The sequence below is a fragment of the Nostoc sp. DSM 114159 genome (assembly GCF_053470285.1).
In genome coordinates this window covers 2,707,805-2,722,414 of record NZ_JBPFEH010000001.1, presented here as the reverse complement: position 1 = coordinate 2,722,414, position 14,610 = coordinate 2,707,805, and the positions used below count along the sequence as shown (strand labels likewise).

The window sequence follows — 14,610 nt, the reverse complement described above, 5'->3', positions numbered from 1 at the left end:
ATTTTTATGAGAGGCACTATTCCCGTTGTTGCATCTGAGGAAAACGCAAGTCAGCAATTTTCCACCCTGCGGCGCTTTTTACAATACGTGCTGCTTTATCGCAAAGAAATTCCCATCGCTCTGACATTAGTATTAATTGGTGCCATAACTCAGGCAGTTGGACCATTCTTTCTCGGCTGGTCGATCGATCGTTTGATTGCACAAGGGAATTTGCAAGGACTGCTGATGTTGTTAGGGCTACTAGGACTGAACTACGGACTTGGTGTCTTAGCAATTCGGGGTCAAATTATTCGAGTCGGCTGGATTATGCAGCGATTGCTGGCTCAACTAAGACAAGATATTTTCATTAAAATCCAAAGTCTGCCACTCAGCTTTTTCGATCGCAGCGAAGCAGGCGATTTAATGAGCCGCTTGCTGAATGATGTCAACACCGTGAATCAAGCATTTGGACTGACGATTGCCCAAATGCTGGGCAATACTTTCAGTTTGGTGGGCATTGTAATTGCCATGCTCTCAATCAACCTGCGACTTGGTTTGTTGAGCAATCTGGTTGTGCCACTGATGATTTTTACCACAAGCTTATTTGCACGTTGGGCAAGAGTCAGATTTCGCGTCACCCGACAAACCATTGGGGAACTTTCCGCCAAGTTAGAAGAAGATATTGGCAGCGTCCGAGAAGCACAAGCATTTAATCGCGTACAGATGAATATCGCAGAATTTGATATTCTTAACGCCGCTAATAGAGATGCCAACGTTGAGGCTGTGGCAATTACTTCCGCCTTTTTGCCCTCTATCGATTTTCTCAACACACTAGCAACGGCTGGCGTGCTAGCCTATGGCGGTTATCTAGCGGTAACAGGAGCTGCAACAGTGGGTGTAGTGACATCCTTTTTACTTTACGTCCAGCAGTTCTTCCGCCCGATCCAAATTCTCAGCCAGTTTTACACCCAAGCTCAATCTGCTTTTGCCGGATTAGAGCGAATATTTCTATTATTAGATGAACCGTCAGAACTCAAAGATGCACCTGATGCCATAGAAATGCCGCCTATTCAAGGTGAAGTGACATTCGAGAATGTCAAATTTGGCTATAACCCAGATCGACTGGTTCTTAAAGGAGTGAATTTACACGCCTATCCAGGACAGATGGTTGCATTAGTCGGGCCAACCGGTTCGGGAAAAAGTACAATTATTAACTTGATTTTGCGTTTCTATGATGTATCAAGCGGTGCAGTGAAAATTGACGATATTGATGTGCGTAGCGTGACTCAAGCAAGTCTGCGCCGTCAAATTGGCATCGTCCTGCAAGACAATATTTTGTTTACCGGCACTGTCGCCGAAAATATAGCTTTTGGCGCTCCTTACGCCAGCCAAGCTGATATCGAAGCGGCTGCACAACTAGCAAATGTGCATGAGTTCATTACCTCATTACCACAGGGTTATACAACTCAATTGGGGGAACGGGGAGCGCCTCTGAGCCAAGGACAGCGACAACTAATCAGTATTGCTCGGGCGGTATTAATTAATCCCCGAATTCTGATTCTGGATGAAGCCACCAGCAGCATTGACACCCGCACAGAAGCGCTAGTACAAAGTGCGATCGCTCGTTTGCTCCAAGGTCGTACTAGTTTCGTAATTGCCCACCGCCTCAGTACAGTTACGCAGGCAGATCGGGTATTAGTAATTCAGCAGGGACAAATTGTCGAACAGGGTACTCACGCCGAACTCATTAATCAGCAAGGTGTTTATGCCAACCTTTATGCTCTGCAACTGGGTGCAGCAGACACAATGGTTCTTCAAAACGAAAAGTAAAATATTATATATAGCTCAAATTTACTAATTGCCAGCAAAAAAAAATGAAGCTACCTAACCTTGATTCACAAACCATCGATCGCATCATTGAAATGGCATGGGAAGATAGAACATCTTTTGATGCAATTGAAGCTCAGTTTGGGCTGTTGGAGAAACAGGTAATCGCCTTAATGAGGCGCGAAATGAAAGAATCTAGTTTCAAGATGTGGCGAGAACGAGTCACCAAACGCAATACGAAGCATTTATCTCAGCGAGAATTTATTACAGGTCGGTTTAAATCGCATAATCAAAAAACCTAAGTAATTGGGTAAGCGTAGGCGTAGCCCGTCGTAGCATCGCTCTTTTGTGATATAAACCATCAAGGGCCAAAATGCTGTAAAAAGAATAAGCGTGCGATCGCTTGTACTCATTGAGTGAAAACTACCAAATTCACCAAGCACAATGACGAAAGTTACACTCTACATTGCAGCTAGTTTGGATGGCTACATTGCTCGCAACGATGGCAAAATTGAGTGGCTATCAATCCTTGATACAGAAGATGAAGACTATGGTTATGGTGATTTCTACGAATCGATTGATGCGATCGTCTTGGGTAGCAAGACGTATGAAGTAGGGTTGGGTTTTGATCGCTGGCCTTATCCAGAAAAAAAATCCTTCGTATTCACCCAGCGTAATTTCCAATCCGATCGTCAGGACGTTGTATTTGTTTCTAACCCAGTAAAACAGGCGTTAGCAGATATAGAGGCTCAAGGTTTTAAAAATATCTGGCTAGTTGGTGGCGGAGAATTAATCAATTCGTTTCTTCAGCACAGCTTGATTGACGAATATATTATTTCAACGATTCCAATTATCTTAGGTGGCGGTATACATCTTTTTCCACCATCTAACCATGAAGAAAAATTAGAGCTGATTAACTCACAACAATATCCAAGTGGTTTACTTCAGGCACATTATAGGCGAAAAGTAAATGGTTAAAATAATTCGTAATCCCTAATGATATTCTCTACGAATTACGAATTACGAATTAGCTAAACAAGCTTCTGAACAGCGTTGCTAAAGTCTTCGTAAGGAGAAACCCCTACTATAGTTTCTGCTAAAATACCATCTTTGAAAATTAAAACTGCTGGAATACTGCGAAGACCGAATTTTTTGAAAACGGGCTTATTCCTGTCAACATCTACCTTAACGACTTTAGCACGACCTTTGTATTCTTCGGCAAGTTGATCCATTAACGGACTGACTAGGCGACAGGGGCCACACCAAGTAGCAGTAAAATCAACAACAACAACTTTCTCTTCACTTCCATTTAAAACAACATCAAATTCACTTTCTTCAACGTAAGTAACTATGTCAGTATCAGTAGACATTTTTTAATTCCTTAGTGGCAAACTAAAATTTCGGCAAAAAACTAACTATACAAACTATACTCCCTTCTGAGTGTCAGATTAATTAGTTACCTACATTCATAGGAAAACTCCCACAGATGATTTTTGCTGTAATGGTATATTTAATGACTTGTAGTTTTTTACGTAGGTGCGATCGCATAACGCACATTACTATCCAAAAACCCCTACCTTCAAGGCGTAGAAGCGTCAACAGTCATTCTGCTGGTCAAATAATTCTAACAACCCAATTGTGCCGACAAAAAAAGTATAAATAGCATATTTTATTGGCATCTTTTGTCTTGAAGGTGCATAAAAAGCTGCTATAATACTTTCAATAAAATGGCATATCATCGCAAAACGCTCAATCAAAAAAATTGGATTAAGGCTGCTTGGTAGAGGAATGTTAGTTATTACTGCATAAATATTCCACGATTCCAATCCAATTGCGCTTGTTATCAGCGCTGTAGATATAATTTTTATAAAGGTATAAATCTTTTTCTCGATCGATTTTAAGTCCATACTGCTCAAAATAATATTTAACATATCTACAATACTTGGAAAATTAACCAAAAAGTTAATATGTTTTGTCTAAAAATTTGCCCTAAGCCAACCAATTTTATTTCATATTTTCATTTTTACAAAAGCCTATAAAAATATAAATATGCTACAGAGGTAAACTGGCACAGCTAGCTATATGTTCTCACGATGACAATTTCTATATTGGTAACTTACAAAAAATAAATTATCCTAAATTATTCGTACATTTGTATTAGGGGCGTACATTGGGGCATCCCTAAGATCGGATGTTTTTTAACTGGAAGTAGCTGAAGTCAATATTCCCAAAATTTTGAGAAGAGAACAGACTAAAAACTATGAGCTATTGAGATTAAATCGCCTAGATATTTCAAAAATGAAAAAAGTGTGGAATAATACATAAGTGAGAAATTTAATTGCACTCCATAGATTGATAATAAATGTAAAGCTATGATTGCTCAACATTACAACTCAATTCATGTTGAAAATGACTTGCTTAAACAAATCAAAATTAAAGAAAATCAGCTAAAAATTGCACAAGAGTCTGAAATGCTTCATGTAGCAGAAGAATTACAGAGTCAATTATTAAAGCTACAGTCTCAATTATCAGAGCCGCAAGAGCAAGACGCTGAAATTCAAGCGTTGATGAGTTTGCTAGACGAATAAGATTGTAAACTTTTGTTGCAAAATTGGAAATACAAAACCTCTGTTGGCCAAAAGCAAAGTATAGCGATCGTGATGTCTGGAAATGTAGCTTATGTGCTACAGTTTAAAAATTAACAAGACAAGCAAAAGCCATAGAAGAGTGATGATTCTTACTTAGATAAGACGTTGGGGTTTTTGCTGAGTATGTGGTCTTTTGCTTTGCGGTACTGAATCAATCTTCAGAATAGGTTTAATTGGGCGCTGTTGCCTTTGATTAAGAATTTGAATTTCTCTCTCAATTGAATTTTTTCCTTGTCTAAAAAATTCTTGAGAATTATATGGAACCAAGTCACGGGATAAATGTTGAGCTTGTCTTGGAGTCAAATTAGAAACTGCTTGTTCAGCATTGGCAGAAGTCTGTACAGCCAGTAAAAAAGCTGTTGAAAGCACCAAAGGTTTTATTTTTATACATCTGGTAAATATTAAGTTTAACATCGTTGATAGATCGGTTGCGTGAAGACAGTTTTTAACCATATTAGTCTTGGTCTGATTATAAATAAAATACATTTATTCCTTGCTAATTACCTCCTACAAATGGATGAATTATGAATTAACCAGCTAAACTATTAGTACAGTACAGCGTAAATATGGCTACTATCTAAATTAACCAGATAAGTTGCTCAAGCAACTGGTTAAAGTTAGACAAACCTTCCGCTACTTGAAATTTCGATGGATGTTGAAAGCAAGAGAATTGTGCTATTCAGTAGCTAATGGTATTTTCGCCTTTTGAAACACCCGCTCAACAGTAAATTGCAGTCCCTCAAACAAAGAATCTGTGAGTAGTTCTTCTCCCATATAAGTTTGTGGCGCTGCGTCTGGATAAAAAACAGTAATGCTTCTGGCTTTACTATCTAATATCCATACCCGCAGCACCTGAGCATCCAAATAGTCTTTGGCTTTAGCCGCCATTTGTCCAAAGGTTTGCCCTGGTGAGAGAGTCGCAGTCTTGGCGGTTTCCGCCGATTGCGAACTCTCGAACCCGAAGGGCGAAATAATCTCAATCACCAAATCAGGAGGAACAGGACAAGCTTCATTTTCATCCCAGTTGGCGGGTAAACGCTTATAAGAAATGTATAAAATATCTGGAATTGGCATCCAATCTCGTCCTCGACGAGTTAAAGCAACAGCCCATTCCGGGCAAACTTCTCCTTTACCCTCACACGATTGCTCAATCAAATTAAGAATAACGCGAGTAAGTTTCGCGTGAAAAAATTTTGGTGACATTTTAGGAATTGCTTGGCCATCAACTAGCTCATAAGTTATGTCTCCCTCGCTTGGTGGAAGATTTAGGAACTCTTGCAAAGTTAATTGATTTTTGCCTTGGAGTATCATGGCTCATTAATTCGTAATTGAAGAACAGAGCAACTAACTTTTATTCTGACTCCTTAATTCTTCTTCAAATTGTTCACATTCCCCGCAACACTTGCCGAATAATATCCGATGGCACTTCATCGGTAATTGTTACTACACCAATCTCTGTTGGTAAAACAAACCGCACTTTCCCCGCTTTGACTTTCTTATCTAACTGCAACGCCTCAATAATTGCTTCAATATCTACTCCATCTGGTAACTGAGTTGGTAAACCCGCTTTTTGAATTAAAGCATTTTGACGTTCTGTGTCTTCTTTTTGCCACAGTCCCAAATCCACAGCAATTTGACCGGCTGCTACCATACCAATAGCCACCGCTTCACCATGATTTACTAGACGATAACCAGTCAAACTTTCCACTGTATGACCGATGGTGTGTCCATAATTGAGAATTGCCCGTAATCCGCCTTCTTTCTCATCTTTGCCAACAACATCAGCTTTAGCTTGACAAGAGCGCGTTAATATGGTGGTTATTAAGTCAGGTTTGACATAGCGGAGTTGGTCGAGGCGTTTACTTGCTTCTAACTGGGTAAACAATTCGGCATCCCAAATCACACCGTACTTAATAACTTCTGCCATTCCTGCCCGAAACTCGCGCATAGGTAGAGTTTTTAACACATCTGGGTCAATCAAAACCAAACGCGGTTGATGGAATGCCCCAATTAAGTTTTTACCTTGGGGATGATTCACACCAGTTTTGCCACCAATTGCCGAATCTACCATCGCCAACAAAGAGGTAGGCACTTGGACAACATTAATACCGCGTAGCCAAGTTGCGGCTGCAAAGCCAGTCATATCGCCAATTACACCTCCGCCCAAAGCCACCATCGTAGAAGAACGTTCTAGGCGGTTTTCCAAGGCTACATCGTAGAGTTTTTGGATGGAATTGAGGGTTTTGTAGCGTTCACCAGGTGGTAGAGTGCAGCTAGCAACTTCAAAACCAGCAGATTTGAGGGATGTAATTGCTCTTTCGCCAAAATGCTTAAAAATCGTCGGATTAGAAACTAGCAGTACCTTCTTGCCCAGCTTGAGACTGGCCATCCGTTGACCCAGTCGATCTAAACTCGAAGGTGCGTTAGCGTCGCTCGACGTTCGCGTAGCGTCTCGTTCGCGCAGCGTCTCCGACGGGAGAAGAGAAGTTATCACAATCTCATAAGACTGCTCTGGTAAATTTACATTAATTACAGAAGTCATTGCCCAACCCCAAACAAGCGCTTGTGGGCTGTATTGTATCGCAATCTACGAAATGGGCATAGGGCATTGGGCATAGGGGATTGGTAAGAAGCAGGGAAGCAGCAAAGAAGTTGCAGTAAGTATTTCTCCTCTACCCCCATGCCCAATGTCCCATACCCCATCCCCAATACCCAACAACTAATGATTCAATAGATTTAGGAAGTATTCTGGAGAGCAATAAATGTTTGCAATTGTATCTTATATCGTCTTCTTGGGTTTATTCTTTGGCTTATCTGTAGGATTGCTGTTCGGTCTACGGACTGCCAAAATAATTTAATCGAGGTATATTTAACCCAAAACTCTTGTGGGGGCGGGCATCTTGCCTGCCCTCAGTTGACAAATAGGCTATAAAACCTTTACTTTTTCACCAATTCCGGCAACGTGGACTTAATAAAATTGCTGTAGGCTTTAGTCCGTCGGTACTTACTGCCTGATGTTGACAAGAAGTTAATTGTTTTTTCCTAAAGTATTGTTACTGGATCGTGATATGATTCAGCTGACTGAATGTGCAGTCATCATATTTAACTGTACTGGTTTCAAGTCCCGTGAGCTTGTCAGACGAATCAATTGCGCCCACTCCGACAACGCAACAAGATGCTAAAACTGGTTCTGAAGACACAGAATCAGGTAACTCCATGCAAGAGTTCTATCAACTCTTCCAGCGATTATTGGTAATCACGCTTGTCTTGACGGGGGTTATTTTTATCTCTGTGTGGATTTTTTATTCCTTAAACATTGCCCTAAATTATTTAATTGGGGCGTGTACAGGTGTGGTTTACTTAAAAATGTTGGCAAGAGATGTTGAGCAGCTTGGTAGTGAAAAAACCAGTCTGAGCAAAACTCGTTTTGCTCTGTTTATTGGAGTCATGATCGTAGCAACTCGATGGCGTGAGCTACAGATTTTGCCCATTTTTTTGGGATTTCTAACTTACAAAGCCACGCTCCTCGTCTATATGGTGCAAATTGCGTTCATTCCTGATTCTTAAAAAGTCAGGCTCACAAAGATAGTAATCCCATCCTCGCTCGTTGGGGAAAATGCTTGAAGAATGCAAATGCTTAGTGTCTTAAACGCCTTTAATTCTTTTCCCCTCGCCGAATTAGAAGTAGGTCATCATTTCTACTGGCAGTTGGGCAATCTTAAAATTCATGGGCAAGTTTTTCTCACCTCATGGTTTGTGATTAGTATTCTAGTAGTGGCTTCAATTGCTGCTACTCGCAACGCACAAAGAATTCCCAAGGGCATCCAGAATTTGATGGAATATGCCTTAGAATTTATTCGTGATTTGGCAAAAAACCAACTTGGTGAGAAAGAGTACCGCCCTTGGGTGCCATTTATTGGCACATTGTTCTTGTTTATTTTCGTATCGAACTGGTCAGGTGCGCTAATTCCCTGGAAGCTCATCAAGCTACCTTCGGGCGAATTGGCAGCTCCCACCAATGACATCAATACGACAGTCGCATTGGCATTGCTGACCTCTTTAGCGTACTTTTACGCAGGTTTTAGCAAACGGGGTTTAGGCTACTTTAAGAAATATATAGAGCCAACCCCTGTTTTGTTGCCGATCGCAATTCTCGAAGATTTCACCAAGCCCCTCTCCCTAAGCTTCCGGCTATTTGGTAATATTTTGGCGGATGAATTGGTAGTAGCGGTGCTGGTGCTACTAGTTCCTCTATTTGTACCTCTGCCTGTAATGGCCTTGGGTTTATTTACCAGTGCCATTCAAGCCCTGGTTTTTGCCACCCTAGCCGGAGCATACATTCATGAGGCAATGGAGGGGCATGGTGAAGAAGGACATGAGGAGCATTAAATCAGTGAACAGTTAATAGTGAACAGTTATCAAGCGTGCGGTGCAACTGACAACTGATAACTGGTAACTGAATAACTGTTAAACTTCTCAGTTGATAGCACAGTTCCAAGAGCATTTTCGCTCAAAACATCGCAAAGCGCGATCTAAAGAACTCAGGTGCAGCGTGAAAACCACGTTTCTAATTGTTAACGTAATGTCTGTTAGTTTTGTAATCAAAGCAAGGAAAATCAACATGGATCCATTAGTTCAGGCTGCTTCAGTTCTCGCTGCTGCTTTAGCGATTGGTTTAGCTGCAATTGGCCCTGGTATCGGTCAAGGAAACGCTGCTGGACAAGCAGTAGAAGGTATTGCTCGTCAACCTGAAGCAGAAGGAAAAATTCGCGGTACTCTGCTATTAACCTTGGCATTCATGGAATCCTTGACTATCTATGGTCTAGTAATTGCCCTGGTATTGCTGTTTGCTAATCCTTTCGGCTAATACCTAAAATTTTTGTGAGTGTGGAGACGTGAACCATCACGCCTCTACAATCAAAAGATTTTGGGTATCTTAATAGTTGTAATGTACAGTTGACCCTTGTTGGCTATGGGTCTCTAAAATATGAAAGGTTGGATGATGTTGCTAGCCATGAAAACTGCTACTCCAGCCAAAGAGGAGACAAATGTTTGATTTCGATGCTACCTTGCCCTTCATGGCATTGCAATTCCTGCTACTAGCAGCTTTGTTGAATGCAATTTTCTATAAGCCACTGACCAAGGTACTAGACGATCGCGATAATTATATCCGAACGAATACCCTTGAGGCGAAAGAAAGCTTGGCAAAAGCCGAGCGTTTAGCCGCCGAATATGAGCAGCAACTCGCAGACGCTCGCAGACAATCGCAAGCTACTCTAGAAGCAGCTCAACTGGAAGCTAAAAAAATTACTGCCGAGAAAATCGCCGAGGCCCAAAAGGAAGCTCAGTCTCAACGAGAACAAGCTTCTGTTGAAATAGAACAACAAAAGCAAGAAGCCTTTCGTACCTTAGAGCAACAAGTTGATGCTCTAAGCAGGCAGATTCTAGAAAAACTATTGGGGCCAACTCCAGTTAGATAAGCTAACCAGACTGGTTCCGTGAAAGCATAGGCGCAGCTGGTCCCTAGTCCAGAGCGCAAAATTTAAGTGTCAAAAAAAGGCACTTTTTCCCTTCTCGGGAAAGATACTTAGATTTCCTTACGGGGAAAAGATACTTAAATTTCCTTCACTTGGGAAAAATACAACGTATTAGCAAGCGAGCAGCGCACTTGTAAATGGGTATCATGGGGACATTCTTATTACTTGCCGCAGAAGCGAACGCTGTTGGCTCTGAATTGGCAGAAGGCGCAGCAGAAGGTGGTTTCGGTCTAAACCTAGACATTTTTGAAACCAATCTGATCAATCTAACGATTCTGATTGGCATATTATTCTACTTCGGACGTAAGGTTTTAAGCAATATCCTGAACGAGCGACAATCCAATATTGCCACTGCAATTCAGGAAGCAGAAGGGCGCTTAAAAGAGGCAAAGACTGCCCTTTCCCAAGCGCAAGAGCAATTGAAGCAATCTCAAGCAGAGGCAGAACGCATCCGCCAATCTGCCACAGAAAACGCCCAAAAGACGAAAGAAGCCTTGTTAGCGAAGGCAGCGCAAGACGTAGAACGCTTGAAACAAACAGCAGCAGCAGATTTAAATACCGAAACAGAGCGAGCGATCGCTCAACTACGGCAAAGAGTTGCTGCACTAGCATTGCAAAAAGTCGAATCGCAACTCAAAGGCGGGATTGCCGACGATGCTCAACAAAGTTTAATTGACCGCAGCATCGCACAACTGGGAGGCAATGTATGACAAGTCAAGTAGCAACAGCCGAAGTAGCCCAACCCTATGCACAGGCACTTTTGTCAATAGCGCAATCGAAAAATTTGACAGAAGAGTTCGGGGAAGATGCGCGTACTTTACTGGGGCTGTTAAAAGCAGACAAACAGCTACAAAACTTCTTTGGCAACCCGTTTATTCAGCCTGAGAACAAAAAAGCTCTGATCAAACAAATACTTGGTGAAGGCTCTAACCCCTACTTACGCAACTTTTTGTTGGTGCTAGTAGACAAACGCCGCATTGCATTCTTGGAATCGATTTTTCAACAATATCTGGCGCTGTTGCGGCAGCTGAATCAAACCGTATTAGCGGAAGTGATTTCAGCCGTTCCCCTCACAGAAGCTCAACAGCAGGCAATCATTCAAAAGGTCATTGCCATAACTAATGCTCGCCAGGTAGAACTAGAAACCAGGGTAGACAACGAGTTAATTGGTGGTGTGATTATTAAAGTAGGTTCACAGGTAATTGATGCCAGTATCCGGGGTCAGTTGCGCCGCCTTTCATTGCGCTTAACTAATAGTTAAGAGTTAGGAGTAGAGACGCGATTAATCGCGTCTGTACAAGAGTTAGGAGTAGAGACGCGATTAATCGCGTCTGTACAGAAGTTAGGGGTTAAGAGTTAAGTAAACAATAATTTATTTTGACTTTTAACTTTTAACCTTTGCTTTTTTAACTCATCGCTCTTAACTCATCACTCTTAACTCATCACTCCTAACTATTGAATTTTCCCGTCTCGAAAGCAAACAAGATAGACACATGAGCATATCAATTAGACCTGACGAAATTAGCAGCATTATCCAACAACAAATCGAGCAATACGATCAAGAGGTCAAAGTTGCTAACGTTGGTACCGTTCTACAAGTAGGTGACGGTATTGCCCGGATCTATGGTCTGGAAAAGGCTATGGCTGGGGAACTCTTAGAATTTGAAGATGGCACAATTGGCATCGCCCAGAACTTAGAAGAAGACAACGTGGGCGCGGTGCTTATGGGTGAAGGGCTAGAAATTCAAGAAGGTAGCTCTGTAACCGCTACTGGTAGAATTGCTCAGATTCCAGTAGGAGAAGCCTTAATTGGACGAGTTGTAGACGCTTTGGGTCGCCCCATTGATGGCAAAGGAGACATCAAATCCTCAGACAGCCGTTTGATTGAATCTCCAGCACCCGGTATCATTGCTCGTCGGTCAGTACACGAACCCATGCAAACGGGTATCACAGCTATTGACTCAATGATTCCCATCGGTCGCGGTCAACGAGAATTGATTATTGGCGACCGTCAAACCGGTAAAACTGCGATCGCGATCGACACAATCATCAACCAAAAAGAAGAAGATGTAATTTGTGTCTACGTTGCGATCGGTCAAAAGGCGTCCACCGTCGCTAACGTGGTGCAGACATTACAAGAAAAAGGCGCACTTGATTACACCATCGTCGTCGCTGCTAATGCCAGTGACCCAGCAACCCTGCAATTCCTAGCACCCTACACAGGCGCAACTATTGCTGAGTACTTCATGTACAAAGGCAAAGCTACCCTGGTAATTTATGACGATCTCTCCAAGCAAGCCCAAGCTTATCGCCAAATGTCCCTGTTGCTGCGTCGTCCACCCGGACGCGAAGCTTACCCTGGAGATGTATTCTACATTCACTCCCGTTTGCTAGAAAGAGCCGCAAAGCTAAGTGACGAATTAGGTAAAGGCAGTATGACCGCCCTACCAATCATCGAAACCCAAGCTGGTGACGTTTCGGCATACATCCCCACCAACGTAATTTCTATTACCGATGGTCAGATATTCCTGTCTTCTGACTTGTTCAACGCTGGTATCCGTCCGGCTGTGAACCCCGGTATTTCTGTATCCCGCGTGGGTTCTGCGGCGCAAACCAAGGCAATGAAAAAAGTTGCCGGTAAGATTAAATTGGAACTAGCCCAATTTGACGACCTGCAAGCCTTCGCTCAATTTGCTTCTGACTTAGATAAAGCCACTCAAGACCAGTTAGCACGGGGTCAACGGTTACGCGAACTCCTCAAGCAGCCACAAAATTCGCCACTTTCAGTATACGAGCAAGTAGCAATTCTATACGCTGGTATCAATGGTTACTTAGACGACGTTCCCGTAGATAAAGTCACTAGCTTTACCCAAGGTCTGCGCGAGTACTTAAAGACTGGTAAGTATGCCGAAGGAGTAAGAGCCTCCAAAGCGCTAGGTGATGCAGAAGAAGCTGCCTTAAAGGAAGCACTTACCGAATACAAGAAGACCTTCAAAGCAGCAGCGTAATTAAAGTGAGGAGTGAAGAGTTAAGAGTTAAAAGTTAATGAAATACTCCTACCTCTTAACTCCTAACTCCTAACTCCCAACTCCTAACTCAAGAATATGCCCAATCTAAAAGCAATACGCGATCGCATTCAGTCGGTCAAAAACACCAAAAAAATCACAGAAGCCATGCGTCTGGTAGCTGCGGCTAGAGTGCGTCGGGCGCAAGAACAAGTGCTAGCAACTCGCCCCTTTGCCGATCGCTTGGCACAAGTATTGTATGGTTTGCAAAGCCGTCTGCGCTTTGAAGAAGCAAACCTACCACTGCTGAGAAAACGCCAAGTTAAATCAGTCGGGTTGTTGGTAATTTCAGGCGATCGCGGTCTATGCGGCGGCTACAATAGTAACGTTATCCGTCGTGCAGAAAACCGCGCTAAAGAAATCCAGGCAGAAGGTTTAAACTATCAATTTGTACTCGTCGGACGCAAAGCTACACAGTACTTTCAGCGCCGCAATCAGCCAATTGATGCCACCTACAGCGGCTTAGAGCAAATTCCCACCGCAGCAGAAGCCAATCAGATTGCTGACCAGCTACTTTCTTTGTTTCTTTCCGAAGAAGTCGATCGCATCGAATTAATCTATACCAGATTCATTTCCTTAGTTAGCTCCCGTCCTGTGGTACAAACCTTACTGCCCCTCGATCCCCAAGGTCTAGAAGCAGGCGATGATGAAATCTTCCGCTTGACAACCCGTGGTGGTAAATTTGAAGTCGAACGCGAGAAAGTGACTAGCCAAGCCCGCACGTTGGCTCCTGACATGATCTTCGAGCAAGATCCCGTGCAGATTCTCGATTCTCTATTGCCCCTGTATCTGAGTAACCAGCTATTGCGGGCGCTACAAGAATCAGCAGCTAGCGAACTAGCAGCGCGGATGACAGCTATGAGTAATGCCAGCGACAATGCCGGTGAACTGATTAACACTTTAACCCTGTCCTACAACAAAGCTCGACAAGCTGCAATTACCCAAGAACTCCTTGAAGTTGTGGGCGGTGCTGAAGCACTAACTTAGAAAAATACTTGTTGTGGATCGTCGTAAATAGCCAATCGCTAATTTTAAAACCATTAACGATTGGCTATTTTGAGTAATGGGAGCTATATATCCTGACTTTGATAATTACGAATTACGAATTACGAATTACGAATTAAAAATCGCGTACTATAATTGAAATATGAAGCGCATGGGTCCGTCACGGTTTCGACAGGTTGGCGAACGCTGCTCTGTGATTCAGGTCGAGAGTGAGTCTCCTCTCGCAAATCAAAGGCTCAAACAAAAAGTAAATGCGAATAACATCGTTAACTTTGCTCGTAAGGATGCTCTAGTAGCAGCCTAAAACACCTCTTACAGGTTCGAGCGTCTTTAGTTTGACTCCGTTAAGGACTGAAGACCAAACCCCAACGGATGCTCTAGCAAGCGTTCTCTGGTTGGCTTGCTGGCTAAGATTAAATCAGAGCATCCTACGTTCGGGATAATGAACGATTCCCGCCTTGAGGGTCAGAAAGGCTAAACCTGTGAATGAGCGGGGGGTCAATACCCAATTTGGACAGCAGTTCGACTCTGCTCGGATCCACTAAAAAT

Annotated in this window: 18 protein-coding genes and 1 other RNA gene; 14 read left to right on the top strand and 5 right to left on the bottom strand. The window is 42.7% G+C overall.

Going from position 1 to position 14,610, the window contains the following annotated elements; translation table 11 throughout:
- Window positions 1–6: 6 nt before the first annotated feature.
- From ACR5KR_RS11265 to ACR5KR_RS11255, 3 genes are all read left to right on the top strand, one after another.
- Complete coding sequence (locus ACR5KR_RS11265) at window positions 7–1,809, top strand: ABC transporter ATP-binding protein (protein WP_448266576.1); 1,803 nt, start codon at window positions 7–9, stop codon at window positions 1,807–1,809.
- A 44-nt stretch (window positions 1,810–1,853) separates the two neighbouring features.
- Window positions 1,854–2,108: a TIGR03643 family protein gene (locus tag ACR5KR_RS11260; protein WP_445626479.1), complete on the top strand. Its 255-nt coding sequence runs from the start codon at window positions 1,854–1,856 to the stop codon at window positions 2,106–2,108.
- Window positions 2,109–2,250: 142 nt separating this feature from the next.
- On the top strand, window positions 2,251–2,784 hold the full coding sequence (locus tag ACR5KR_RS11255; protein ID WP_448266575.1) for a dihydrofolate reductase family protein: 534 nt from the start codon (window positions 2,251–2,253) through the stop codon (window positions 2,782–2,784).
- 53 nt (window positions 2,785–2,837) lie between these two features.
- Here ACR5KR_RS11255 and trxA read toward each other — a convergent pair whose 3' ends face one another.
- Both trxA and ACR5KR_RS11245 read right to left on the bottom strand, forming a co-directional pair.
- Window positions 2,838–3,176, bottom strand: coding sequence for a thioredoxin (gene trxA / locus ACR5KR_RS11250; RefSeq protein WP_322696114.1), 339 nt, complete (start codon window positions 3,174–3,176; stop codon window positions 2,838–2,840).
- A 225-nt stretch (window positions 3,177–3,401) separates the two neighbouring features.
- A complete protein-coding gene (locus ACR5KR_RS11245) occupies window positions 3,402–3,713 on the bottom strand; it encodes a hypothetical protein (RefSeq protein WP_445632133.1) in 312 nt (103 codons plus the stop codon).
- Window positions 3,714–4,178: 465 nt separating this feature from the next.
- Between ACR5KR_RS11245 and ACR5KR_RS11240 the strand changes: the two genes are divergently transcribed.
- On the top strand, window positions 4,179–4,394 hold the full coding sequence (locus ACR5KR_RS11240; RefSeq protein ID WP_445626482.1) for a hypothetical protein: 216 nt from the start codon (window positions 4,179–4,181) through the stop codon (window positions 4,392–4,394).
- Window positions 4,395–4,547: 153 nt separating this feature from the next.
- Here ACR5KR_RS11240 and ACR5KR_RS11235 read toward each other — a convergent pair whose 3' ends face one another.
- From ACR5KR_RS11235 to aroB, 3 genes are all read right to left on the bottom strand, one after another.
- Window positions 4,548–4,940, bottom strand: coding sequence for a hypothetical protein (locus ACR5KR_RS11235; RefSeq protein ID WP_448266574.1), 393 nt, complete (start codon window positions 4,938–4,940; stop codon window positions 4,548–4,550).
- A gap of 189 nt (window positions 4,941–5,129) precedes the next feature.
- Window positions 5,130–5,765: a Uma2 family endonuclease gene (locus ACR5KR_RS11230; RefSeq protein WP_445626484.1), complete on the bottom strand. Its 636-nt coding sequence runs from the start codon at window positions 5,763–5,765 to the stop codon at window positions 5,130–5,132.
- A gap of 73 nt (window positions 5,766–5,838) precedes the next feature.
- On the bottom strand, window positions 5,839–6,996 hold the full coding sequence (aroB, locus tag ACR5KR_RS11225; protein ID WP_448266573.1) for a 3-dehydroquinate synthase: 1,158 nt from the start codon (window positions 6,994–6,996) through the stop codon (window positions 5,839–5,841).
- Window positions 6,997–7,216: 220 nt separating this feature from the next.
- Between aroB and petL the strand changes: the two genes are divergently transcribed.
- The 10 genes from petL (at window position 7,217) to ssrA (ending at window position 14,605) form a co-directional block, all read left to right on the top strand.
- Window positions 7,217–7,312, top strand: a complete 96-nt coding sequence (petL, locus tag ACR5KR_RS11220; RefSeq protein ID WP_099101760.1) for a cytochrome b6-f complex subunit PetL — start codon at window positions 7,217–7,219, stop codon at window positions 7,310–7,312.
- A gap of 268 nt (window positions 7,313–7,580) precedes the next feature.
- Entirely contained in the window at window positions 7,581–8,021 is a 441-nt protein-coding gene (locus tag ACR5KR_RS11215; RefSeq protein ID WP_292873069.1) for an ATP synthase subunit I, read from the top strand.
- A 60-nt stretch (window positions 8,022–8,081) separates the two neighbouring features.
- Window positions 8,082–8,843, top strand: coding sequence for a F0F1 ATP synthase subunit A (gene atpB / locus ACR5KR_RS11210; RefSeq protein WP_322652708.1), 762 nt, complete (start codon window positions 8,082–8,084; stop codon window positions 8,841–8,843).
- A 232-nt stretch (window positions 8,844–9,075) separates the two neighbouring features.
- Window positions 9,076–9,321: an ATP synthase F0 subunit C gene (gene atpE, locus ACR5KR_RS11205; RefSeq protein WP_012411162.1), complete on the top strand. Its 246-nt coding sequence runs from the start codon at window positions 9,076–9,078 to the stop codon at window positions 9,319–9,321.
- A gap of 181 nt (window positions 9,322–9,502) precedes the next feature.
- Window positions 9,503–9,934 carry a F0F1 ATP synthase subunit B' gene (locus ACR5KR_RS11200; RefSeq protein ID WP_322715098.1) on the top strand — a complete coding sequence of 144 codons (432 nt, stop codon included), beginning with the start codon at window positions 9,503–9,505 and terminating at the stop codon, window positions 9,932–9,934.
- Between the two features lie 194 nt (window positions 9,935–10,128).
- The gene (locus tag ACR5KR_RS11195) at window positions 10,129–10,701 is read left to right on the top strand and encodes a F0F1 ATP synthase subunit B (RefSeq protein WP_448266571.1); all 573 of its coding nucleotides are present in this window, start codon (window positions 10,129–10,131) and stop codon (window positions 10,699–10,701) included.
- On the top strand, window positions 10,698–11,252 hold the full coding sequence (gene atpH, locus ACR5KR_RS11190) for an ATP synthase F1 subunit delta (RefSeq protein WP_445626486.1): 555 nt from the start codon (window positions 10,698–10,700) through the stop codon (window positions 11,250–11,252). Before ACR5KR_RS11195 ends, atpH begins: the two co-directional genes overlap by 4 nt.
- Before the next feature lie 232 nt (window positions 11,253–11,484).
- Complete coding sequence (atpA, locus tag ACR5KR_RS11185; RefSeq protein WP_448266570.1) at window positions 11,485–12,999, top strand: F0F1 ATP synthase subunit alpha; 1,515 nt, start codon at window positions 11,485–11,487, stop codon at window positions 12,997–12,999.
- Between the two features lie 96 nt (window positions 13,000–13,095).
- Entirely contained in the window at window positions 13,096–14,043 is a 948-nt protein-coding gene (locus ACR5KR_RS11180; RefSeq protein WP_445626488.1) for a F0F1 ATP synthase subunit gamma, read from the top strand.
- 171 nt (window positions 14,044–14,214) lie between these two features.
- Window positions 14,215–14,605: a transfer-messenger RNA gene (gene ssrA / locus ACR5KR_RS11175) on the top strand.
- Window positions 14,606–14,610: the final 5 nt, after the last annotated feature.

Bases quoted from the DNA above. Each gene is read 5' to 3' on its own strand.
- atpH (WP_445626486.1), top strand. From the start codon at position 10,698: ATGACAAGTCAAGTAGCAACAGCCGAAGTAGCCCAACCCTATGCACAG.
- ACR5KR_RS11195 (WP_448266571.1), top strand. From the start codon at position 10,129: ATGGGTATCATGGGGACATTCTTATTACTTGCCGCAGAAGCGAACGCT.
- ACR5KR_RS11255 (WP_448266575.1), top strand. From the start codon at position 2,251: ATGACGAAAGTTACACTCTACATTGCAGCTAGTTTGGATGGCTACATT.
- ACR5KR_RS11200 (WP_322715098.1), top strand. From the start codon at position 9,503: ATGTTTGATTTCGATGCTACCTTGCCCTTCATGGCATTGCAATTCCTG.
- ACR5KR_RS11260 (WP_445626479.1), top strand. From the start codon at position 1,854: ATGAAGCTACCTAACCTTGATTCACAAACCATCGATCGCATCATTGAA.
- atpA (WP_448266570.1), top strand. From the start codon at position 11,485: ATGAGCATATCAATTAGACCTGACGAAATTAGCAGCATTATCCAACAA.
- atpE (WP_012411162.1), top strand. From the start codon at position 9,076: ATGGATCCATTAGTTCAGGCTGCTTCAGTTCTCGCTGCTGCTTTAGCG.
- ACR5KR_RS11240 (WP_445626482.1), top strand. From the start codon at position 4,179: ATGATTGCTCAACATTACAACTCAATTCATGTTGAAAATGACTTGCTT.
- ACR5KR_RS11230 (WP_445626484.1), bottom strand. From the start codon at position 5,765: ATGATACTCCAAGGCAAAAATCAATTAACTTTGCAAGAGTTCCTAAAT.
- petL (WP_099101760.1), top strand. From the start codon at position 7,217: ATGTTTGCAATTGTATCTTATATCGTCTTCTTGGGTTTATTCTTTGGC.
- ACR5KR_RS11265 (WP_448266576.1), top strand. From the start codon at position 7: ATGAGAGGCACTATTCCCGTTGTTGCATCTGAGGAAAACGCAAGTCAG.
- ACR5KR_RS11245 (WP_445632133.1), bottom strand. From the start codon at position 3,713: ATGGACTTAAAATCGATCGAGAAAAAGATTTATACCTTTATAAAAATT.
- aroB (WP_448266573.1), bottom strand. From the start codon at position 6,996: ATGACTTCTGTAATTAATGTAAATTTACCAGAGCAGTCTTATGAGATT.
- trxA (WP_322696114.1), bottom strand. From the start codon at position 3,176: ATGTCTACTGATACTGACATAGTTACTTACGTTGAAGAAAGTGAATTT.
- ACR5KR_RS11180 (WP_445626488.1), top strand. From the start codon at position 13,096: ATGCCCAATCTAAAAGCAATACGCGATCGCATTCAGTCGGTCAAAAAC.
- ACR5KR_RS11235 (WP_448266574.1), bottom strand. From the start codon at position 4,940: ATGTATTTTATTTATAATCAGACCAAGACTAATATGGTTAAAAACTGT.
- atpB (WP_322652708.1), top strand. From the start codon at position 8,082: ATGCAAATGCTTAGTGTCTTAAACGCCTTTAATTCTTTTCCCCTCGCC.